The sequence below is a fragment of the Akkermansia sp. genome (genome assembly GCF_020860705.1).
In the GTDB taxonomy this organism is placed as follows: domain Bacteria; phylum Verrucomicrobiota; class Verrucomicrobiia; order Verrucomicrobiales; family Akkermansiaceae; genus Akkermansia.
On sequence record NZ_JAJBTT010000046.1, the window covers coordinates 56025 to 79240 of the forward strand.

17 protein-coding genes are annotated in these 23216 nt (G+C 58.5%); 12 read left to right on the forward strand and 5 right to left on the reverse strand.

Annotation, left to right across the window (positions count from 1 at the left end; translation table 11 throughout):
- Nucleotides 1-91 precede the first annotated feature (91 nt).
- The 11 genes from LIO64_RS10885 (at nt 92) to sucB (ending at nt 13574) form a co-directional block, all read left to right on the forward strand.
- Entirely contained in the window at nt 92-601 is a 510-nt protein-coding gene (locus tag LIO64_RS10885; RefSeq protein WP_290549469.1) for a ferritin, read from the forward strand.
- Nucleotides 602-1475: 874 nt separating this feature from the next.
- Nucleotides 1476-1910, forward strand: coding sequence for a MarR family transcriptional regulator (locus LIO64_RS10890; RefSeq protein WP_290549470.1), 435 nt, complete (start codon nt 1476-1478; stop codon nt 1908-1910).
- A 366-nt stretch (nt 1911-2276) separates the two neighbouring features.
- Complete coding sequence (gene trpB / locus LIO64_RS10895; protein ID WP_290549471.1) at nt 2277-3500, forward strand: tryptophan synthase subunit beta; 1224 nt, start codon at nt 2277-2279, stop codon at nt 3498-3500.
- A gap of 89 nt (nt 3501-3589) precedes the next feature.
- On the forward strand, nt 3590-4528 hold the full coding sequence (locus LIO64_RS10900; RefSeq protein ID WP_290549472.1) for a phosphotransferase: 939 nt from the start codon (nt 3590-3592) through the stop codon (nt 4526-4528).
- Nucleotides 4525-6015 (forward strand): hypothetical protein, encoded by a 1491-nt coding sequence (locus tag LIO64_RS10905; protein ID WP_290549473.1) that lies wholly within the window; start codon nt 4525-4527, stop codon nt 6013-6015. Before LIO64_RS10900 ends, LIO64_RS10905 begins: the two co-directional genes overlap by 4 nt.
- Nucleotides 6012-6467 carry a low molecular weight protein arginine phosphatase gene (locus LIO64_RS10910; protein WP_290549474.1) on the forward strand — a complete coding sequence of 152 codons (456 nt, stop codon included), beginning with the start codon at nt 6012-6014 and terminating at the stop codon, nt 6465-6467. Before LIO64_RS10905 ends, LIO64_RS10910 begins: the two co-directional genes overlap by 4 nt.
- Nucleotides 6468-6492: 25 nt before the next feature.
- Entirely contained in the window at nt 6493-6963 is a 471-nt protein-coding gene (locus LIO64_RS10915; RefSeq protein ID WP_290549475.1) for a L,D-transpeptidase, read from the forward strand.
- A 152-nt stretch (nt 6964-7115) separates the two neighbouring features.
- Nucleotides 7116-8495: a cytochrome ubiquinol oxidase subunit I gene (locus LIO64_RS10920; RefSeq protein ID WP_290549476.1), complete on the forward strand. Its 1380-nt coding sequence runs from the start codon at nt 7116-7118 to the stop codon at nt 8493-8495.
- A gap of 24 nt (nt 8496-8519) precedes the next feature.
- Nucleotides 8520-9557, forward strand: a complete 1038-nt coding sequence (cydB, locus tag LIO64_RS10925; RefSeq protein WP_290549477.1) for a cytochrome d ubiquinol oxidase subunit II — start codon at nt 8520-8522, stop codon at nt 9555-9557.
- 105 nt (nt 9558-9662) lie between these two features.
- Nucleotides 9663-12428 (forward strand): 2-oxoglutarate dehydrogenase E1 component, encoded by a 2766-nt coding sequence (locus LIO64_RS10930; RefSeq protein ID WP_290549478.1) that lies wholly within the window; start codon nt 9663-9665, stop codon nt 12426-12428.
- 15 nt (nt 12429-12443) lie between these two features.
- Nucleotides 12444-13574 (forward strand): dihydrolipoyllysine-residue succinyltransferase, encoded by a 1131-nt coding sequence (sucB, locus tag LIO64_RS10935; protein ID WP_290549479.1) that lies wholly within the window; start codon nt 12444-12446, stop codon nt 13572-13574.
- A gap of 602 nt (nt 13575-14176) precedes the next feature.
- Here the strand turns inward: sucB and LIO64_RS10940 are convergent.
- The 3 genes from LIO64_RS10940 to LIO64_RS10950 all read right to left on the reverse strand — a co-directional run bounded on the left by LIO64_RS10940 (nt 14177) and on the right by LIO64_RS10950 (nt 17516).
- Complete coding sequence (locus LIO64_RS10940) at nt 14177-14584, reverse strand: nucleotidyltransferase substrate binding protein (protein WP_290549480.1); 408 nt, start codon at nt 14582-14584, stop codon at nt 14177-14179.
- A 59-nt stretch (nt 14585-14643) separates the two neighbouring features.
- On the reverse strand, nt 14644-16032 hold the full coding sequence (lpdA, locus tag LIO64_RS10945; protein ID WP_290549481.1) for a dihydrolipoyl dehydrogenase: 1389 nt from the start codon (nt 16030-16032) through the stop codon (nt 14644-14646).
- A gap of 161 nt (nt 16033-16193) precedes the next feature.
- Nucleotides 16194-17516 carry an amidohydrolase gene (locus tag LIO64_RS10950; protein WP_290549482.1) on the reverse strand — a complete coding sequence of 441 codons (1323 nt, stop codon included), beginning with the start codon at nt 17514-17516 and terminating at the stop codon, nt 16194-16196.
- Between the two features lie 148 nt (nt 17517-17664).
- On the opposite strand from LIO64_RS10950, the gene LIO64_RS10955 reads away from it, so the two are divergent.
- Entirely contained in the window at nt 17665-18267 is a 603-nt protein-coding gene (locus LIO64_RS10955) for a porin family protein (protein WP_290549483.1), read from the forward strand.
- A gap of 276 nt (nt 18268-18543) precedes the next feature.
- Here the strand turns inward: LIO64_RS10955 and LIO64_RS10960 are convergent, their stop codons facing one another.
- The gene (locus LIO64_RS10960) at nt 18544-20886 is read right to left on the reverse strand and encodes a beta-galactosidase (RefSeq protein WP_290549484.1); all 2343 of its coding nucleotides are present in this window, start codon (nt 20884-20886) and stop codon (nt 18544-18546) included.
- Nucleotides 20887-20985: 99 nt separating this feature from the next.
- Nucleotides 20986-23103, reverse strand: a complete 2118-nt coding sequence (locus tag LIO64_RS10965) for an extracellular solute-binding protein (RefSeq protein WP_290549485.1) — start codon at nt 23101-23103, stop codon at nt 20986-20988.
- Nucleotides 23104-23216: the final 113 nt, after the last annotated feature.

A 23216-nucleotide genomic window follows, 5' to 3' on the forward strand; every position in this document is an offset into this window, starting at 1 on the left:
CCCGAATTTCCCCGTCATACAGTCCGCAGGATTATCTTGATTCTGCGGACTTTGTTTTGTAGAAGAGAAGGAAATCAACAGGATTTTACATATGATCAGTACTACAATGGCAACCGCTCTCAATGAGCAAATTAAATGGGAAATGTATTCGGCCAACCTTTATCTGGCCATGTCCGCCTATCTGCAGGATGCGGGCCTGACAGGATTCGCCCACTGGATGCGGATCCAGTATCAGGAAGAAACCGCCCATGCCCTGAAATTTTACGATTTCCTTCTGGCCCGCGGCGGACAGGTTACCATGCTTCCCATCGATGCACCCGCCGCAAACTGGTCCAACATTCTGGAAGTTTTTGAAGAAACGCTGGCCCACGAACAGGAAGTCACGCGCCGCATTAATGACCTGGTACGCCTTGCCAAGGAGGAACGGGATTTTGCCACGGACATTTTCCTGCACTGGTTTGTCAGCGAACAGGTGGAAGAAGAAGAGACCGTCAAGGACATCATCAGCAAGCTGCGCATGATCAAGGGAGAGGGCCAGGGCATGCTGCTCATGGACAAGGATCTTGGCGCCCGCGTCTTTACGCCTCCCCCCGCCAACTAACGTACGGCAACCGTTTTCCCGGCCATTTTCCGGCATGCTTCTTCATGGAAGCCATTTCCCGGAGAATGGCCGGTATTTTTTTAGGAGGGAAGCAGGAGCCTGCGGGAAGAAGAAAGAGTCTTCCGGGAAAGGCCTTCTCCTTCCCTTGTTGTTTCCCGGCAGCGTACAGCCTTTTTTCAACCGTCTGTTCCGTTTTCCAGGCGGGATACTTCTTCTTTTCCACCGGCTCCATTCCGGACTAGGGAAAGGTATTCCCAGACGCGGCATAAAACATGTCCGCCATGGAGCTGCCGTGCTCTCTAAAGCGCATGCACAGCCCAGGGAAACTCCATTCTCCTGCACCCTTTTTTAATCAAGGAACATCCTTCCTTGCACATTCCTTCCGCCAACGCCGGACTTTCTTTTAGCGGCAGCAAACCCCGGCTGCATCGCCCTGCCGGGCAATACAGCAGCATTCCTTTTCCCGGCCACACAACCGCATAAAACTTTCCTGAAACGGGGCGTCTTTTTCCGCTGTTTCCCCTTTCCCAAGGTCTCCTTCCATGCCGGGCTTGTCATGCGGTGACGCCCTTTTATGCCAGTTCCATGCAGATTTCAGGTAGGCATTCAAAGAAACTTTCATTTTTCAACAGCTTACATCTATTTTTAACATGTTATTCACATTCTATCTCCAAAATACTATCATTCTATTAACATTCAACATATTGTATCCTGAATACCGTCCAAATTCTTATTATCCGCAAATGTAAAATTTTAATAAAAATTTATATTTTTGACTTGCCCGCGGAAGGCGGGAACGGTAGGTTGGCTGAACCGCCGGCCAGCCTCCGGACGGCACCGTTAACAAACCTCCCCCCCGACATTCACAACGACCATGAGCTCCATTTCCGAAGAAGCAAACAAGCTGGCGGATTTCATCCTGTTCACGCAACGTTCCTGCATTCTGAATCTCTCTTCAGAATTGAATGAGGGCAAGGTTTCCTATCCCCAGTTCTTCCTGCTGACCTACCTGGCCAGCGAGGATTTCCTGAGCATGTCCAGCATTGCCGTGAAGATGGGGCATTCCACCGCAGCGGCCACCGGCATGGTGGACAAACTCCAGGAAATGGGCTACCTGAAGCGCATGAGCGCAGCCAAGGACCGCCGCAAGATCATGGTCGCCATCACCCAGGAGGGTCGCGACCTGGTGGACCGCATGCGCCAGAACATCGTCCGGGACCTGGCCGCCCTGATGGCCGGAGCAGACCCCGACGCCCGCCAGACGCTCGCCGACACCGGAAAATCCATCAGGAAGCGCCGCCTGGCCTGACTCCCCCCAGCTCCCTTCCATTTGTCCCTTTTCGGGAAAAAGCGCCCCTGCATCCAGAGAGGCCTATTGATGGGTGCTTTTCCTTCCACCTTCGCCGCCTGGCCTCCTTTTTCTGTAACTGCGGGAGCATTCCTGACTTAATCCAACCGCCAGGGGCAGGTTCACTACGAACCGGCAATCCGCAACATCCCCGCCCAGCCCCGCTCCAGCGGAGCAAGAAAACCTCCCGCCCCCTTTTCCGGCGGAACCGCTCCCATCAAGCAGAGGAGGCATCCCTCCCTTTTTTAAAAAGTCTTCCTGCGGAGATTGTTTTTGCCTGAACTGGGGCATCGTGTTAAATACTGGCAGTCACGAATGAAACAGACCATGGATCTCCACACTTACCTACGCAATTTTCCGGACGCCCAAGGCCGCTTTGGCGAATATGGCGGCGTTTACCTGCCGGACGAGCTTGTTCCCGCTTTTGAAGAAATTACGGAAGCCTATCAGACGATCGCCCACTCCGCCCAATTCATCAATGAACTGCGTCGCATCCGCAAGCAGTTCCAGGGCCGCCCCACCCCGGTTTACCATTGTGAACGTCTTTCCCGTCACCTGGGCACCTCCCAGATTTACCTGAAGCGGGAAGACCTGAACCATACGGGCGCCCACAAGCTCAACCACTGCATGGGGGAAGGCCTCCTGGCCAAGTATATGGGCAAAAAACGCATCATTGCGGAAACAGGCGCCGGCCAGCACGGCGTGGCGCTGGCTACGGCCGCCGCCTTCTTCGGCCTGGAATGCGAGATTCACATGGGCGCGGTGGACATTGCCAAGCAGGCCCCCAACGTCACCCGCATGAAAATCCTGGGCGCCAAGGTGGTGCCCGTCACCCACGGTCTTCAGAGCCTCAAGGAAGCCGTGGACTCCGCCTTTGATTCCTACCTGAACAGCTATCAGGACTCCATTTACTGCATTGGCTCCGTGGTGGGCCCCCACCCCTTCCCCCAGATGGTGCGCGATTTCCAGATGTGCATCGGCGTGGAAGCCCGGGAACAGTTCCTGGAAATGACGGGGCTTCTCCCGGACGCCGTCTGCGCCTGCGTGGGCGGCGGCAGCAATTCCATGGGCATGTTCACCGCCTTCCTGGGAGACCCGCTGGACATTTACGGCGTGGAACCGCTCGGCAAGGGCCCCAGGCTGGGGGATCATTCCGCTTCCATCACCTACGGGCGCAAGGGCGTGCTGCATGGTTTTGAGAGCATCATGCTCCAGGATGAGGACGGCAATCCGGGTCCGGTCCATTCCGTAGCCAGCGGACTGGATTATCCTTCCGTAGGCCCGGAACACGCCTACCTGCACGACATTGGCCGCGTGAACTACGTCACTGCCACGGATAAGGAAGCCGTAGACGCCTTTTTCAAGCTTTCCCGTTACGAAGGGATCATTCCCGCCCTGGAAAGCTCCCACGCCATTGCCTACGCCATGAAGTGGGCCATGGAAAACAGAGGAGGAGCCATCCTGGTCAACTGCTCCGGCCGCGGAGACAAGGATGTGGATTACGTCGTGGAACATTACGGCTACGGGGAAGACCACCAGTTCCCCGCCTGATTTCACTCTCACCCCTTTCCGGCGGACGGAGACTGCCTGTTCCCCTCCGTCCGCCGCCCTTCCGCACGGCCCCATCGCTACGCCCTTTCATGAAAGAATTGTCCAGCCTGGTTCAACGGAGTTTTCACGTCACCCCGCGGGAAGAAGATTTCCATACCCTGGCTCTGGGCGCGTCCGGGCGCACCATCGTCCGCATCAGGCTGGACGGCCGCACGTGCATCGGCATCCGGTGGGGAAATGACCGCGCGGATAACGATTCCTTCATTCCCGCAGCCCGGCATCTGCGCGCCCACGGCGTCCACGTGCCGGAGATTTATGATTATGAACCGCTTGGTCCCGGCTGCGGCGCCGCCCTGGTGGAAGACCTGGGAGACGCCAGCCTGCTGACCTTCCGGGGAGAACCCTGGACCTCCCTGCGCCCGCGCTACATCCGGGCCATGGAACAGCTCCACCTGCTTCACGACTGCCCGTTTCCGCAGGAATTCCCCCTTCAGCCAGCTTTTGACGAAGCCCTGTACCGCTGGGAGCAGGCCTATTTTGCAGAGCACCTGCTGGGCACCCATCTGGGGCTGGAAACGGAATCCTTCCTGAACCACCCGGCTCTGGAAGAGCTGGCGCAATTCCTGGGCTCCCTTCCGGAGCGCCCCGTCCACCGGGACAGCCAGTCCCAGAATGTGCACGTCCACGCGGGGAAAACCTGGCTGATCGATTTTCAGGGGATGCGCGGCGGCCGTCCGGAATATGACCTGGCCTCCCTGGTTTATGACGGCTATGCCCGGCTGAAACCGGAACAGGCGGAGGATTTGCTCCGGGAGTGGGAAAACATCACCGGCCATCCCCTGGATGACCGTATTTTCCGCGCCTGCGCCCTGCAACGGCTCATGCAGATGCTGGGTGCCTATGCCAACATCGGCCACAACCAGGGGAAAACCTGGTACCTGGCGCAGATTCCCGCCGGATTGGAACACCTGCGGAGGCTCCTGCCCGGCTCCACGCTTGCAGAACCGCTGGCGTCCATGCTAGCATGATTCCTTCCGTACCTCTGATGACGCTGAACCCCAGATTTCTGCTTATTCTGTCCCTGTTCCAGATATCCCTGGGGCTGGGCTGGATCTTGGGGTATGCGTTTCTCCAGCCCACCGTCTTTTGTTATGAGAAGGCGGCGGAACGTTCCCTGGCCGGGAAATACCGGAACGTGCGCCCGGAGGGCCTGAATAGGGAAGGCAGCATCGTCCTCCAGCCTTACGACTATTTCAACAAGGGGCAGACGGCCCAGCTTCCCGTTGTCTCCCTGCACCGGGAATCCTCCCTGAACAGCTTTGCCGCCTATCCTCCCAACCCCATGGATTACACGGTGTTGTTCCGCCACCTGTATGAACAGGGGGCCAGGAACGTCTACGTCATGGCTCCCATGGCTTGGGATGAAGAACCCGACAACATCGTCAAGGCCGCCGTGGGATATGAGCTGGACCGCTTCCGCCACCAGGCGCTGGGGCGGCAAATGAGCGAATCCGCCCGGCACGCTCCCCTTCCGCCGGACTGGAAGGCCCTGGCTATTCCCGCCGCCAACATCGTGGGAAAAACGGATCTGTTCCCGCGTGCGGACAAGCTCGTGGGGGAAGCGCCGCAACTGGTAACGTCAGCACAACCCCTGGGGACCGTCGTGGAAAACAATGAGCTGTTCTCCCCGGCTCCGGAGAACAGAGTTTCCCTCCCGCTCTTCATCCGCTGGGGAGGGGAAATCATCCCCACCCTTCCCCTGGCAGCCACCCTGAACGCCCTGGATCTGAAACCCGGTGACGTCAGAATCATTCCGGGAGATTCCCTTTTTCTGGGCAACAAGCGCTCCATTCCATTGGACGAATACGGACGCATTCCCCTGGCGGAGCACAGCAGCCCCACCATGCTGGACACCAAGGAGGTCATCATCCCCGTGATGTCCGGTCTGCGTCCTCCGGATACCACCGCCGTCAGAAAACTGCTCTCTTCCGCAGATGCAGTCATCGTTTCCGAACCGTCCGCCCTTTCCGACACGCCGGACGCGCAAGCCCTTCTGGCGGCGCAAACCATCCGCAGCCTCATGGGGGCCCTGGCTCCGGCCCCCGCCGTCCTGATTCCGGCAGCCCCCTCCTGGGTGCAATGGGTCATCGTGCTGGACGTCCTGCTTGTGGCCGTCTGGGCTCTGCGTTTCCAGCGCCGGGGACGCTTCATCGTCTGGGGGCTCTGCATCCTGGCGGCCCCGGTTATCGCATGGTACCTGTTCTCCGCCCATGACATCTGGTTCCCCGTCATGACGCCCGTGACAGGGGTGCTGTGCCTGGCTTTGGCGGGCAGCCTGTTCCCCTGGCTCTCCCCTCCCTCCATGGAAGCAGATGAAGAAGAGGAGGAAAACGCCGGAACGCCCCCGCCGGAAGGGAACGGTGCGGGCCATGTGCTCCCCCCCGACAATCTGTACCAGGAACCCAACGAGGTGCCTATTCCCCATCATTCCAAAAGAGAACGTCCCGACCCATGACACCGCGCAAACTCATCCTTTTCATCTGCACCGGCAATACCTGCCGCAGCCCCATGGCAGAAGGCCTTTTCCGGAAGCTCTCCGCAAACCATCCGGAATGGCAGGCAGCTTCCGCGGGAACTTCCGCATGGCACGGGCAGGAAGCCAGCCCTGAAACGCTTCATGTCCTGGAGAAGCACGGCGTCAACCTGTCCTGCCATGAAAGCCGCCCCGTCACGGATGAGCTGATGCAGAACGCTACGGCCGTCTATGCCATGACGGAAAGCCACCTGGCCGCCCTGCTGGCCAATTTCCCCGAACATGCGGACAAGATCAGGCTGGTCACCTGTTACACGGACAACCGCAGCATCGCAGACCCGATCGGCTGCGGACAGGCCGCCTACAACAGCGTGGCACGGCAGCTGACAGCCGCCATCCAGGCCATCATCGCCCGGATGGAACAGCAGGACTGACCAACCTTTTCCCCTTCCCTCTCCCGTGTCCTCCCCTTTCATCCGCATCAACCTGTCCCGGCAGGAGCTGGCGCTGGAAGAGTCCGGAAAAATCCTGTTCCAATGCCCGGTTTCCAGCGGGAAAGCGGGTACGGGCCATGAAGAGGGCTCCGGAAAAACGCCTACCGGCCATTTCCGCATTTGCCAGAAAATCGGGGAGGGAGCACCGGAGGACACCATCTTTGTTTCACGCCGGCCCACCGGCCATTATCCTTCCGCCATTCCGGAAAACCTGGATGAACATTCCGACCTCATCCTGGCGCGCATCCTGTGGCTGGACGGCCTGGAACCGCACAACGCCAACACCCGCAGCCGCTATATCTACATTCACGGCACCAATCATCCGGAACTTCTGGGAACGCCGGCCTCCCACGGCTGCATCCGCCTCTCCCCTCCGGACATGCTGGCGCTTTTTGGCCTGGTGGAGGAAGGTACAGAGGTATCCATTTTTCTTTAAACCCTTCTTTTTTAGAGGCAATCTAAAAAAGTTACTCCCGAAAAAGGAAAATAATTGAACAAAGCCCCTCCCGGGATGTATAAAGTATGAAGGTACCGGTATTTGGCTGCCGGCATCCTGTTCCATCAACATTCACTCATCCCCAATCAATCATGGACGATCCGGTCTTACTATCCCGTCTTCAATTCGCTCTCACGGTCATGTTCCACTACATCTTTCCGCCGATGACCATCGGCCTGGGGGTGGTTCTGGTGGCGCTGGAAGGCCTCTGGCTGAAAACGAAAAACGAACTTTACCACAAGCAGGCCAAGTTCTGGACCAAGATATTCGGCATCATCTTCGCCCTCGGGGTGGCCTCCGGCATTGTGATGGAATTCCAGTTCGGCACCAACTGGGCTGACTATTCCCGCTGCGTGGGAGACATTTTCGGCAGCCCCCTGGCGGCGGAAGGCATCTTCGCCTTCTTCCTAGAATCCGGCTTCCTGGCCATCCTGCTCTTTGGCTGGGACAAGGTAGGCCCCAAGATGCACTTTTTATCCGCCTGCATGGTGGCCCTGGGCGCCCATTTCAGCGCCATCTGGATCATCGTGGCCAATTCCTGGATGCAGACCCCCGCCGGCTACAAACTGGTGGAGGTGAATGGAAAAATCCAGGCGCACATCACCAGCTTCTATGACGTGGTCTTCAACCCGTCCACCATGGACCGCCTGACGCACGCCCTGGCCGGGTGCTGGCTGGCCGGCGCCACGCTCGTCCTCAGCGTCTCCGCCTGGTACATCCTGAGAAACCGCTTTACGGCCGGAGCCAAAAAGAGCTTCAAGGTAGCCCTGGTCATCGGCCTCATCGGCGTGGTGGGCATGGGCGTCACCGGGGACTCCAGCGCGCGTGAAGTCTCCATCCACCAGCCCGCCAAATTCGCCGCCATGGAAGGGGTCATGGAAACGGGCGCACCGCTGGCCCTCCACCTCGTCGGCTGGATGAACCCGTCCACCCATGAAGTCACGGGCATCTCCATCCCGTACATGCTGACCTTCCTGACCCATCATGACCTGGATACGCCCATCACCGGCATGAATGACATTCCGCAGGACGAACGCCCCCCCATCCTGCCCGTCTTCTACTCCTTCCACCTCATGATCCTGATCGGCTGTGCGCTGGCCGCTCTGTTCCTGCTGGGCCTGTGGGGCTGGAAAAGGGGCTGGCTTTTCAACAAGCGCTGGCTGCTCTGGTGCTTCGTCTTCTCCGTACTGGGACCCCAAATCGCCAACCAGGTGGGCTGGGCCGTGGCGGAAATGGGACGCCAGCCGTGGATCGTGTACGGCATCCTGAGAACGGAACATGCCGTATCCCCCACCCTCACCGCGGCGGAAGCCCTATCCTCCCTGGGCATGTTCGGAGTGATTTACGCCCTGCTGCTGGCCCTCTTCCTCTATCAGATCACCCATAAAATCCGCAAGGGTCCGGACCAGGAAGCAAAAGAAGATGACGGCACCGGGGAAGGCAAGCTCCAGGTTCCCTTCGTTAAAGACTAATCCCTCACCCCCCTGTTAAAAACCATGTTGGAAAACCTCACTCTCACAGACCTGCAAATCATCTGGTTCATCCTCGTCGGCGTGCTCTTCTCCGGATACGCCATCCTGGACGGCTTTGACCTGGGAACGGGCACCCTTCAGCTCTTCATCAAGGGCGATGAAAACAGAAGGCTTACGCTGAACGCCGTCGGCCCCGTGTGGGACGGCAATGAAGTCTGGCTCATCACGGGCGGGGGCGCCCTCTTCGCCGCCTTCCCGTACGTATACGCCTCCGTCTTCTCCGGGTTCTACCTGGCCTTCATGCTCCTGCTGCTCACCCTCATCTTCCGGGCCGTCTCCATCGAATTCCGGAGCAAGCAGCCCATGAAATGGTGGCGCAGAGGGTGGGACACCACCTTCTCCATCAGCAGCCTCCTGGCCGCACTGCTCATCGGCGTAGCCATGGGGAACGTGACCAAGGGCATTCCCCTGGACGCCCAGGGCAATTTCACCGGCACCTTCCTCAGCCTGCTGAACCCCTATTCCATTCTGCTGGGACTGACGACGGTGGCCCTGTTCGCCATGCACGGCGGCATCTACCTGCTGATGAAAACGCAGGGGGATCTTCAGGAACAGATTAAAAAACTGCTCAAGCCGTGCATCATCATCTTCACCATCCTGATCATCCTTCACGGAGCGGCCACCCTCCTGTACGTGCCGCACGTGGCAGCGGCCCTGGAGCGCTCCCCCTGGATTTACGGCATCGCAGCCCTGGCGGTCATTTCCATTACGGCCATCTGGATCTTCATCAGCAGGAACCGTCCGGGCTGGGCCTTCATCTCCTCCTGCTCCACCATGGGCTGCATGATGGCCCTCTTCGGAACGGCCATGTTCCCCAACCTGCTTTACTCCATGCCCAATCCGGAACATTCGCTGAACCTGGTCAACGGCTCCTCCACGCGGGAAAGCCTGCTGGTAATGACGTACATCGCCCTCATCGGCGTGCCGATCGTGCTGGCGTACTCCGCGGCCATTTACTGGGTCTTCCGTGGAAAGGTGCAGCTCAATGAACACAGCTACTAATGCCTGAAAGCAAAGCTTTCAGGCAGTGAATAGTTATTAGCAAACAGGTAACAGCTTCCACACACCACTATTAATCGTTAACTCTTAACTTTAACTTTCACCCCCATGAACGCCTCCGTCTTTTCCAGACTCCCGCCTGAAAAAATCACGGCGCTTCATGAATCATGGAAAAACGATCCCCTGTCCGTGGAACCCCTTTGGGCAGCCTGGTTTGAGGGCTATGAACTGGGCAGCGGCGGCGCTCCGCAGGAAAACGGGAAAACGGGGAACGACACGGACGCCTCCCCCTACACCATCCCTCCGGAAAGCGCGGAAGGCCGCGGGCGCGTCAACCAGCTCATCCGGGCCTACCGGGTCATGGGCCACCAGTGCGCTCGCTTCAATCCCCTGGATCCGCCGGACAAGGCATGCACCCCCGTCAATCCGGAGGAAATGGGGTTCCGGACGGAGGACATGGACCAGCCCATCAACATCGGCACGTTCATGGATGGAAGCATGTTCACCCTGCGTGAAATCATCGGCCATCTGCAAAAAACGTATTGCGGGGCCATCGGGTTTGAATACCACCACATAGACAATCTGGAAATCCGCTCCTGGATTGAAGAAAAGATCAGGCTCCGGGCGGACGGCGTGGACTACGGTCCGGAAATCCGGAGGGACGCCTTCGTCCACCTTTGCAAGGCGGAACTGTTTGAGGAATTCCTGGGCAAGCGTTTCATCGGAGAAAAACGCTTTTCCCTGGAAGGGGGGGAAGGCGCCATCGTCCTGCTGGACGCGCTCGTCAAGCGCAGCCCGGCCGCGGGCGTCTCCCACATTGAAATGGGCATGGCCCACCGCGGAAGGCTGAACGTGCTGGCCAACATCCTCCACAAGCCGCTGAAAACCATCTTTCACGAATTCACGCCGGACTACCTCCCGGAATCCCCCATTGGCAGGAGCGATGTGAAATACCACCTGGGCTACGCCACCACGCGCCATGTGGACGGGCACGAACTCCACATCCGCCTGTCTTCCAACCCCAGCCACCTGGAAGCCGTGTACCCTGTGGTGGAAGGCAGGGCCAGGGCCATGCAGCACAACCTGGAAGACGCGGAACGCAAACATGTGCTGCCTCTCGTCCTGCACGGAGACGCCGCCTTTGCAGGACAAGGCCTCGTGGCGGAAGTGCTCAACCTTTCCCTGCTGAAAGGCTACCGTACGGGAGGCACCGTGCACCTCATCATCAACAACCAGATCGGCTTCACCACCAGCCCGGACGAGGCCCGCTCCTCCCGTTACGCCACGGACGTGGCGCAAATGCTCCAGTCCCCCATCCTGCACATCAACGGGGAAAGTCCGGAAGACCTGGTCTGGGCGGCGGAATTCGCCCTCCAGTTCCGCCAGCAATTCGGCCGGGACATCATTCTGGACATGTACTGCTACCGCCGCCTGGGACACAATGAAACAGACCAGGCCGCCTTTACCGCTCCCATGCAGACCAAGCGGATTGAGGCGCGCCCCACCGCTGCAGCCCTGTACGGAACGGAGCTCCGGGAACGCGGAGAATTGACGAAGCAGGAGGAACAGGACATTCGGGACCATATCTGGGAAGGCATGGAACAGGCCTACCGGCAAATGAAGGAAAACCCCGCGGAATACATCCTTCCCCCCACCGCCCAGGACGCGGAAGAAACGCCCATCCCGCGCACCAGCGTGCGGACGGGAATCAGTCCGCAGCTATTCCAGGACATTGGAAACCTCCTTACGGAACTGCCGGAGGGATTTACGCCGCATCCCACGCTGGAAAAACGCTTCCTGTCCCGTCGCCGGGCCGCCTTCCGGGAAGGAGGCCCTCTGGACTGGGCCATGGCGGAATCCCTGGCATGGGGAAGCCTGCTTACGGAAAACCACACCGTCCGCCTCTCCGGCCAGGACTGCCAGCGTGGCACCTTCTCCCAGCGACACGCCGTCCTGCATGACTTCAATGACGGCTCCCTGTACACGCCCCTGGAAAAACTGAATCACGGCACCACCACCTTCCACATTTACAATTCCTCCCTTTCGGAAGCCTCCGTCCTGGGGTTTGAATACGGCTACGCGCTGGACAGCCCGGACGCGCTGGTCATGTGGGAGGCCCAGTTCGGGGACTTCGCCAACGGCGCCCAGGTCATCGTGGACCAGTTCATTGCGGCTGCGGAAGCCAAATGGCACCAGAAAAACCGAATCGTGCTGCTGCTACCCCACGGCTATGAAGGAGCCGGTTCGGAACACTCCAGCGCGCGGATGGAACGCTATCTCCAGCTTTGCGCGGACGACAACATGCAGGTCATTAACCCCACCACTCCGGCCCAATACTTCCATGCCCTGCGCCGGCAGGTGCACCAGAACGTGCACAAGCCCCTGATCATCTTCACGCCTAAAAGCCTGCTCTCCCGCCCGGAGGCCGTTTCCCCCCGCCGGGAATTCCTGGCTCCCTCCCGCTTCCATGAAGTGCTGCCGGATCCGGATGCCCCGGCGCCGGACCAGGTGACGCGCGCCGTCTTCTGCACCGGGAAAGTTTATTACGACCTGGCCGCCTACCGGAAAGAGCGGAACATTTCAGACACGGTCCTCATCCGTGTGGAACAGATCTATCCGCTGGCCGAGGAACAGCTCACCTACCTGCTGGCCCCCTACCAGAAGGTGCGCGACTTCATCTGGTGCCAGGAAGAACCCTCCAACATGGGGGCCTGGGGCCATCTGCGGAACCGTCTGGGGCGGCTCTTCGCCACTTCCTTCCGCTACGCGGGGCGGCCGCCCATGGCCTGCCCGGCGGAGGGAGCCAAGGCCCTGCATGCCGCCGCGCAGAAACGGCTCATCGCCACCGCCTTCGGGCCGCGGGCGCAATCCTGAACCCACCTTCATCCCATGAGCGACATCCTGATCCCCAACTTCGGAGAATCCATCACCACCGCCACCGTAGCCGCATGGCACAGGAAGGACGGCGATCCGGTGGCTAAAGGCGATACCCTGGCGACGCTGGAAACGGACAAGGTTTCCACGGACCTGGAGGCGGAAGAAAGCGGCGTGCTGGAAATCTTGGTCCCGGAAGGAGAGGAGGCCCCCATCGGCGCCGTTCTGGGCCGCATTTCCCCCGCAGCCGGAACCTCAAACGCCGCACCGGAAGAGGAACAGGCCCCTGTTCCGCCGGAACCGGAGCAACCGGATGTTCCGGAAACCGGGCAAGACGCTGCCCCCAAACCGGCAGCCCCCACGGCTGAAATTCCGGAACAGAAACCGGAAAAGGACACGGCCACCACGGAACAAGCTCCCTCCGGAGAGAGCACGAAGACCGGGGAGGAGAACACCCCGCGCTTCATCAGGAAGCCCATGACCCCGCTGCGCCGCACCATCGCGGCCCGCCTGGTGGAAGCCCAGCACCAGGCGGCCATTCTCACCACGTTCAACGAGTGCGACATGTCCGCCGTGATGGAACTCCGCAAGCAATTCAATGCAGCGTACCGGGAACGGTACGGCACCAAGCTCGGCTTCATGAGCTTCTTCATCAAGGCCGCCGTTCATGCTCTGAAGGAAGTGCCGCAGGTCAACGCCAAAATCGACGGCACGGACATCGTGCAAAACCTGTACTATGACATCTCCGTAGCCATCGGCACGGACAAGGGCCTCGTGGTCCCCGTCCTGAGGGACTGCGACCAAAAAACGCTTCCGGAGCTGGAACTGGAACTCGCCTCCCTGGCGGAAAAAGTACGTAACGGAAGCCTTTCCATGCAGGACCTGCAGGGTGGCTGTTTCACCATCTCCAACGGGGGAACCTACGGTTCCCTGCTCTCCACCCCCATCCTGAACCCACCCCAGAGCGGTATTCTGGGCATGCACGCCATTCAGGAACGCCCCGTCGTCCGCGATGGCCGGATCGTCGCCCGGCCCATGATGTACCTGGCCCTCTCCTACGACCACCGCCTGGTGGACGGCAAGCAGGCCGTGCAATTCCTCATTGCCGTGAAAAACGCCGTGGAAAACCCGGTGTTTGAGCTGTGACCTTCCCTCCGGAAACGGGAAGGAAAGGAGGGAAAAAGAAGAGAGATTAAGCAGTGCGTCCGCTTCGCGGAATTTTCAACTATGAAGGCCAGAAGGCCTTCATTCCCAGACAGCCGTCTTTTGCACACCCCGTGGCACACTGTCCTTCTTCCGAGCCTTCCTAATAGCTGGAGCTCTGGGAACAAGGGCCTCCCGGCCCTTGTAAAAACTCCCAGAGAAATAGGCAAATACTTTCCAGAAAGCCTAGAGGCATTTTATTTCCCCCTGATGAGAAAAGCTCTCCTGAATAAAAATTCACCGGAGGGAACGAGAGAACCATTCTCTGCCATAAACTTGGATATGACGCTCCAAATCAACATTGGTGATTCTACCGCGAATAACCAAATCCACCTCCACGGGCAGGTTCAAGTCAGCAAGGCGCGCTTTGAGCGTCAAAAGAACGGACATATCCAATTTCTCGCCTTCCAAAGCAAGGTCAATATCGGACGCAGGCCTCCATGTCCCCATAGCGCGGGAACCGAACAAAACGGCTTTCCGAATCTGGGGGACCTCTGAAAGAACTTCCCGGATGCCTGAACGAGCCTTTGCCGTCAATCCATCGTTCAATTCTCTTTTCCTGCCGCTATGTTCAGATTTTCCACACATTGAGACATCATGGGAAGGAATTGTCCCTTAATCAGGGAAACCGCCTCTTCCTCTATGGAATGATCATAAGTATGTACAAACAAATTGCGGCTCTCCAACGCTTGCAGCCAGCAATCAATATTGTCTATCAGACCTGCGCCAAACGCCTGCCTGATGGCTTCACGAGGACTATTGACGCTGTACCCGTCATAGACCAGCTTATCCTTCAGTGTTTTCCAGCACAGCTCAAACGTAAATTCATAAGTCTGCACCAAGCCAGCCATTTCCAGTTCATTGTATTCCGGCCGTGCACAAGCATTGCGCAACCGGGAAAAAGCCTTATTCAGGTTTTGAAGCCTTTGTTTCCAGCGCAGATGCCCGTTCATATTTTAATATCAATGAATGAAGAAAAGAACCCCGTTCCGGGGCTCTTTTCTTAAAGCCGTTACATATGGATGGCGATTCCCTCGGAGGACAGCATGGATTCATGAATGGCCTCAGACAGGGTGGGATGGGCGAAGATGGTGGCGTGGATGTCCTCGTCCGTCAGTTCCGCCTGAAGGCTGACGCCCAGCGTGGCAATCAATTCCGTGGCTTCCGGCCCCACGATGTGGGCTCCCAGCAATTCGCCGTTTTTGGCGCCGTACAGGGTCTTTACAAATCCGTCCGGTTCTCCGGCGGCCACGGCCTTGCCGATGGCCTGGAAGGGGAATTTCCCCACCTTGTATTCCACACCCGCTTCCTTGAGGGCGCGTTCCGTTTTGCCGACGGAAGCCACCTGCGGATAGCAGTATGTGCAGCTTGGGAAAAAGCCGACCTGTTTGGGCTGGTAGTCCGCCTTGAACATCCCTTCCACGGCCTGCACGGCTTCAAACGTGGCGGTGTGCGCCAGCAGAACACCGCCGATCACGTCCCCCGCCGCATAGACTCCGGGAATGGACGTGGCATAGCGGTCGTTCACCTTGATAAATCCCTTTTCCGTCAGTTCCAGACCGGGAGCGGAGGGGACGACCGGCTTCACGCCGATAGCCACCAGGCAGATGTCCGCCGTGATTTCCTCTTCCTGTCCCTTGCTGTTTTTCACCTTGGCCTTGACTTGGCCGTCGCACGTTTCCGTGACGGATTCCACGGAGGCGCCCGTCATGACCTTGATGCCCTGTTTCTTGAACGCGCGCTCCAGCGTCTGGCAGGAGTCATCGTCTTCATTGGGAAGCATGCGCGGCAGCGCTTCAATGAGCGTCACCTTGGTTCCGAAGGAGTTGTAAATATAGGCAAATTCCGTGCCGATGGCGCCGGATCCGATGATGACCATACTTTCAGGCCGCTTTTCCAGCACCATGGCTTCCTTGGAGCCGATGATGGTGGTACCGTTCAGGGGCAGGCTGGGCACCGTACGGGTAACGCATCCGGTGCTGATGAGAATGTTCTTTCCTTCCAGAACGCTCGTCGTTCCGTCGGCGGCCTTCACCTCCACCTTGCCGGGGGAGAGAATGGAGGCTTCCCCCGTGACGGAGTCCACCTTGTTTTTCTTGAACAGGAAGCCCACGCCGCCGGCCAGGCGGTCGCTCACCTTGCGGGAACGGCCGATTACTTCGCTCCAGTCCACGCTGACGCCTTCCACGGTCATGCCGAATTCCTTGGCCCGGTCAGTCACGGTCCGGTACGCCTCCGCATTTTTCAGAAGCGCCTTGGTGGGAATGCAGCCCCAGTTCAGGCAGGTGCCCCCCACCCGGTCGCGTTCCACGCACACCACGGATTTTCCCAGCTGGGCGGCGCGGATGGCGCCTACATAGCCGGCAGGGCCTCCACCAATGACGATCAGATCATATTGCATGAAGATACTATAAAGGCATCTCCCCTTGCGGGTAAAGAAGGAATATGAACATGGGCCGCCTGAACGGCTCCCCCAATGACAAAAGATGAAAGACTAAAGATTAAATAGCGAGGGAATGCCTGTTAAAGACTATTTTCTCTTTTGTATTTGGTCTTCCGTCTTTATTCCCTCCCCTTCACCCACTCCACCAGGTCCTGCATTTCCTCGGCGGTGTCTGCGTACAGGCCATCCGTATAGGTTCCGTGGTCGTACAGGATGTTCCCTTCCACCATGGTGAACACACAGTCCTTGCCAGAAGCGGCATAAACGGCATGGGATGCCTCATTGAAAATCGGGCACAGGTTCGGCTCGTCCAGGTCCAGGGCAATCATGTCTGCGGGAGCTCCCGCGGCCAGTGTTCCCAGCCCGGGCGTCCTGAAAATGCGCGCTCCTTCCGCCGTCGCCATCTTCAGCGCCTGCATGGCAGGGATCGCCGTAGCATCTCCGCTGCATCCTTTGGCAAGAATGGCGGCCAGCTTCATCGTTTCAAACATGTCCAGGCTGTTGTTGCTGCATGCCCCGTCCGTACCCAGGGAGACGGGAATGCCGGCCCGCACCATGTCCTGCACGTGGGCAAAGCCTGACGCCAGCTTCAAATTGCTGACGGGATTGTGGGCAATCGCCGCGCCAGAAGCCGCCACCAGTTCCAGCTCATCATCCGTCACGTCCACCATGTGGGCCAGCACGGTCCGTTCATTCAGCAGCCCCATGTCCCGGGCATAGCCCACCGGGCGCCTGTCCTGGTGCAGGGACCGGCACTGCTCCACTTCCCCGGCGGATTCGGACAGATGGATATGCAGCATCAAGTCCAGTTCTTCCGCCAGCTTCATGGAATACCGCAACACGTCGTCACTGGTGGTGTATACACTATGCGGCATCAGGGCCACCTGCACCCTGCCGCGGCCCGCAAAGCGCGCCGCCTGCTCCCGGTACAGGGCTTCCGCACCGTCCCAGCCGCTGTACGCCGGGGAAGGAAACGCAAAAACGACTTCGCCGCCCACGCAGCGCATTCCCATGCGCTCCGCCTCCCGGAGCACGTTGGTTTCCAGCAGGTAGGAATCCACAAACGCCGTGGTGCCCGTCCGCATCATCTCATACATGCCCAGGCGCGCGCCCAGGGAAACGATCCTGTCCGTCAAACGGGCCTCCACCGGGAAAATATGCCCGGTCAGCCATTCCATCAGGGGCAGGTCATCTGCAAAGCCGCGCAAAAAGGTCATCGGAACGTGCGTGTGGGCATTCACCAGCCCCGGCATCAGCAGAACATTTCCCAGATCCCTGCGGGAAGCGGGACTCCACCTTGCCTCCAACTCCGCGGCGCTTCCCGTTTCCAGAATTTTCCCGTTCCGGATGGCTACGGCCACGTTTCCGGCAACGCCGGCCTGTTCCGCGCCCGCCAGCATGCGGGAAGCGGTCACCAGCAAATCACACGCTTGTTGTTCCATGCCGCAGAATGTACCCCACCGGGTCCGTTCTGGCAACTTCATCCCCCGCGACCGGAGGATTTCCTGTAAATTTGACATTTCATGTTTGACTTCAAAAGAGAAAACTGCCAAGAATGGACTACAGTTAAATTCACCATTTATCCCCCATATGAACAAGACTATACTGTTAGGTTTGGCCCTCGCGGCCTCCGTGTCTTCCGCCAGCGCCTACAATCCCGGCAAATATGACGGCCAATTCGGCATGTCCCTGGAAGGGGCTTACGGAATTGCCACCAAGGACGCCATGCCCAACGTGGCCGGCGGCAATCTGAGCATTTTCAATTACATTGAAACCGGCAGTATTGTTCACCAGATTTCCCTGAACGGCGGCATCCTCTCCGGTTCCCACCATCCCAGCATGCAGGACCTGGGCACCAGCGGTCCCTATACCGCCAGCCTCCGTTCCACCTATATTCCGATGATGGCCGGCTATACGCTCAACCTTCCCATCGGCGATTACACGATGTTCTATCTGGGAGGCAAGGCGGGCGCCACTTACGGAGACGTGAAGACCACCATTCATGGACTGGAAAACGGCAGCCAGACCTACAAGATTTCCACCACCAAGTTTTCATGGGCGGCCCAGGCCGGATTCAAGTTCAGCATCTCTGAAAGCGCGGACTTCCTGATCGGCTATGAATACTACCAGATTCAGGGCTACAACGATCCCGGCTACCACACCATCAAGCTGGGCTTCTCCTGGAACTTCTAATAATCATTAAGTTCATCACTGCCTTCAGGCGGCTCCGTACACTACGGAGCCGCTTTTTTTGCGTACAAGGAGCGCGTGCCCGTGCGGCATTTGAAATTTTCCGAGTCCACAGGACCTACGGATTTTAAAGAACGCGCATCAAAAAACGTACTCTTTGACGCTTGCCCCGTCTTTCGGTTGCCGCAGGGGCTTCGGAGCTCCGGACGCAACAAGACCGCTCCATCCTTTTTGGACGGAGCGGCCGGAGAAAGTCAGACCGGAATTTTTCCGGGGTTCTTAATTGGCGGGCTTGAACGGCTTGGGTGACGCATAGACTTCATAGTCCTTGATGCGGCCGTTTTCCCGGTCCTGGCGCGGCAGGTAGCGGAAGCTGGATATCTTCTGCACCTTCCCCAGGTCCAGCACGATCATGTGCGGGTGTGCGGGATTGTCCCCCTGCCACTTGGTGTGCCAGTAGGTGGTGGGCTGGTTGTCCATCACCAGTCCCGCCTGGGCGGCTTCTCCCACCGTTTCATGGGAATCCGCATACACCACGGACCACTGTTCGCGGGGAAGCAGGTTGCCGGAGGCATCCAGGAAGTTCAGCTCTGCAATGGCGGCATGGGGGCCGTTGTCATAGGCATTCTTGCTGACAATGGCAATGTAGCGGGCCTGGATGGGAGAACGGAATTTGATTTCCTGCTGTTCCGCCCCCCTGGCAAAGGTTCCTTTATGCACCAGCTGGTTGGCCGCGGGAACCACAGGCTTGCCCACGCGGAAGACGTCCGCCAGGGCTGGATCCCGTTTGACTTCATAGATGGCCTCCTTCACGCCTTTCACCGTGCCGGAACCGCCGTCCACGTCCAGCACCACGATTTCATTTTTCCCCGGTTTCAGGTATTCCCCGGGACAGTAAAGCGCCTGCTGGGAGCCGATGAACCAGAAGCGGCCCAGATTGTGGCCGTTCACCCACACGACGCCCTTTTTCCAGCCGTCCCGCATGTCCAGGTAGGTATCCTTCGGGTTGGAGACGTTGAAATAGCCACGGTGGAACACGGGCTGGTCGCCGCCCGGCTTCTTGCCGGAGAAAGGCAGGAGTTCCACGCCCTTGCACGGGAGGTTGTAAATGAGGAAGTTTTCCAGCTTCTTCCCATCCAGCGTGATGGGGCCGCGAATGCCTTTGCGTTCTCCCTGTATCTGACCGCCGAAGTTGATGCGCCCCATGTTTTCCACAAAGATGTCCACCGTGTGGAGGCCCGCGGGAATGACCACGTCACAGGCGTCCTGCTTGTAACGGCGGTCCGCCGCCCCCTGCCTCTTGCCGTCCACGTAAACGATGGCGCGGTCCTGCATGTTGTTCATCTTCAGCTCACCCTTCACCGGGCCGTTCACTTTCGTCCGGTACAGGATGAAGCCCAGACTCTGCCCCAGGGCTTCCATGTGCACGGGCTCCTTGCGGATGACAGGCTGCGGCAGGCGGTTGAACATGCCGGCCTTCTCCGTGAACGTGATGGGCGGCAGCTCCATCATGTCCGGCTGGGCGGGAGGTTCGGGCAGCTTGTACGTATCACCGTAATAGTCCTGAATGGTCTGGCGGAAGGTACGGTAGCGGTCCGTCAGGGTTCCGTTTTCGGAAATGGGAGCGCCGTAGTCGTAATTGGTCACGTCCGGAGTGTAGGCTCCCTCCCAGTTCGCCCCGTTCATGAAGCCGAAGGAGGTGCCGCCATGCGCCATGAAGAGGTTGGGAGAGACGTTGTTTTCCAGCATCCACTTCAAGTCGCGGTTGAAGCCTTCCGTACTGCCGCCGTTTTTGGGCTTGCCCCAGTGGTCAAACCAGCCCACCCAGAATTCGCCGTTGATGCGGGGCGTCTTGCCCTTGTGCTTTTCCAGGTTGGCAAAGGCGCCCTTGGCCCCGCCGCCGAAGTTCATGGCGGAAACGATGCCGGGCAGCGTGCCGTTGTTAATCATCCAGTCGTTCGGTCCGTCCGAGGTAAAAGGCACCACTCCGGGAAGTTCCTTCTGGATGACTTCCAGGTGTTTTTTCACATAGTCCTTGTCGGAGCCGTAGGAGCCGTATTCGTTTTCCACCTGGGCCATGATGATGGCCCCCCCCTTGGTGATCTGCAACGGTTCCAGCATGGAACAGACTTTCTTGAGATAAGCCAAGGCCGGTTTCAGGAAACGGGGATCCTGGGAGCGGACCTTCAGGTCCGCATCCTTCAGCAGCCAGCCGGGGAATCCTCCGAATTCCCATTCCGCGCACACGTAGGGCCCCGGACGCACGATGACCCACAGGCCCGCCTTCTGCGCCTCCTTGATGAATTCCACAAAGTCCAGGTTGCCGGAAAAGTCCCACTTGCCCGGCTCCGGCTCATGCACGTTCCAGAACAGATAGGTGCAGACGGTGTTCATGCCCATGGACTTCATGCGCTGGAACCTGTCTTTCCAGTGTTCCCGCGGTACGCGCGGATAGTGCATTTCCCCGGAGATGATTTTCACGGGCTTTCCGTCCATCAGGAAGTTTTCCTGATTGGTGGTAAAGACATGCTTGGCGCCGTCATTGGATTCCGGCAGAGGCATGGGAGCGGCCACGCAAAGATGCCCTGCCAGAAGAAGGATGGAAAAAAGTGATAATTTCATGGCGATGAAGTCAATAAACGGTTCTAGGAAACAATGAGGGAAATTATGGTGAAAAACCGTCCCCTTTCAATTTAAAAAGAAGCTCAAGACCTGGTTTTATTACGGGGCGGCGTCATCCGGCCTTTCAAGGCGTATCACCTGATGCCTTTCTTCAAACGGAACGCCGCGGCGCCGTGCCTCCTGCGTTTCCCTCTTCATTTTTTCATCCACCCAGTACAGGTGGGATTCCAGAGGATTGTAAATCCTGGGAGAACAAAAGCGCGTGGGGGATTCCGGCCAGCGTATCCAGCGCCAGCAGGCAATGTACGTATAGGGCTCCCGCCAGCCGGGAATCCAGACGCACAGCTCCTGAATACGCTTCTGGGCGCGATGAAGGGCTTTTTGCAGGGAGACAATATCCGGAGCATTCCGTTCCGCATCCAGGGCGGCGTCCAGTTCAGCATCCGCCACGGCAAAAATATTGTTCGTGTTTCCCACGGGATGGCCGCGGGCGTCATACGCCAGCTCGGAAGCGAACGTTTCATACAACCGGGGGAACGGCGTCTGCAGCGGCCAAGCCCACAATGCGGCCTGGTACCGTTTTTCAAAGACCTTGCGGGAACAGACATTATAAGTCAAAGAGTCCAGCCGGAGGTCCAACCCGCATTTCAGGGCCTCCTGCCTGATCAGGGAGCAGATGTTGACTATCAGGGAGGAGGAATCCGCAAAGGTCAGTTCCACAACCAGCCGTTCCCCTCGTTCATTTTTCAGCACGCCGTCCTCTCCCATTTCCCGGTAGCCGGCGCGCGCAAAATATTCCATGGCTTTTTTCTTGCTGTATTCCGGCGCATTCAGCGGAACCGTCAAATCGCCGTATCCTTCCATGTAGGAACCCAGCCTTCTCATGTTCCCGCGGAACAGGGTATCAATCACCATGCCCATGTTGACGGAATGAGCCAGCCCCCTGCGGATGTCCGGATTTTTCAGCAGCTTGTTGGAACAATTCAGGTACAGACCGTACGGGGGACAGGCATATCCGGCTTCCAGGCTGTACTTGTCTATGTAGCCCTGGTGCACTTCCGGCAGTTCCAGTCTGTTTTCCCACACTTCCGGCTTGCGGACGTTCATCATGTCCAGCTCCCCGCGGCGGAACATTTCAATCGCCTTGTTTTCCAGGCCCACAAACACATGCTCCACCTGGTCCGCATTGCAGGAATAACGGTAATATTTCCTGTCCTTCGCCCACCAGTCCTTCACCCGGGCCAGGGTAATGCGCTCTCCTATCCGGATTTTTCCCGGAACCACCATATAGCCTCCCGTATTCGGCACGGCCTTCCACTGGTAGCGTTCCAGAAACAGGGAATTGAAATCATGGTAAAAACCGGGATGTGCCGGATGAAAATCCACACACGCCATGTAAGGCAGCAGCGGACCGGGAAACGGCAGCGTCAGGGCAATGACGGAATCCCCGTACACCGTGATCTGGTCGTACGAGGACCGGAACAGGGTGGTCCAGAAAGGATCCCTGGCAAAGTCGGACGTGCGGAGGCAGATATTCAGCAGGAAATCCTGTGCACGAACGGGGCGCCCGTCCGAATACGCCGCCTCCGGGTCCAGATGGTAAAAAACGGTTTTCCCGTCTGCGGAGACGGCCCAGCGGTCTGCCAGCCCCGGGATGGGCCGGAAGGTTTCCGGATGCAGTCCCACCAGGGGAAGCCACACATTGTCAACGGCGGAGTAGTTGAAAAAATTCTCACTTCCGGGCCCGAATGCCCTCAAGGTACCGGGGAAAGGCGTATTGATCCACAGCCGGACTTGCCCTCCTTTCACGGCCCGGGGATCGCCCACTTCCGGTTCATCCATTCCGGTCTGCCATTCCAGCCCTTCCGGGATTTCCCCCACGGGAAGCATGCGGATATGGTCCTTTAATTCCAGCCTCTTCCTGATGCGCTCCACGGAACGTTCCTGCTCCGCCAGACGCCGCGCATCCCCTTCCCCGCGGGAAACGGCCAGCAGCTTTTTCTTCTGCTCCCCTCCCGCCAGTTCCCGGTGCAGTTCCCGCTCCACCGCCCTGTTCCACCGTTCCACAAAGCCGTCAAACACGGCAGGCATTCCCCTGCCGTCAGCCTGTCCGGAGGCCTCATGCCAAATATGCGCCTCCCTCTGGGAGAAATAAAAAACTCCCCCCAGAAAAACAGCGAGGACCAACGCCCCCAGAATGGACAGCCAGCGAAACACAGCCTGAATTACTGCTTGATATTAACCTATTCCGGAACCTCCGGAAAACAAAAAGCCCATCTTCCGCCCGTGGCTGTTCCCTTCGCCTAGAACAACCCGCAAGACAGAAGATG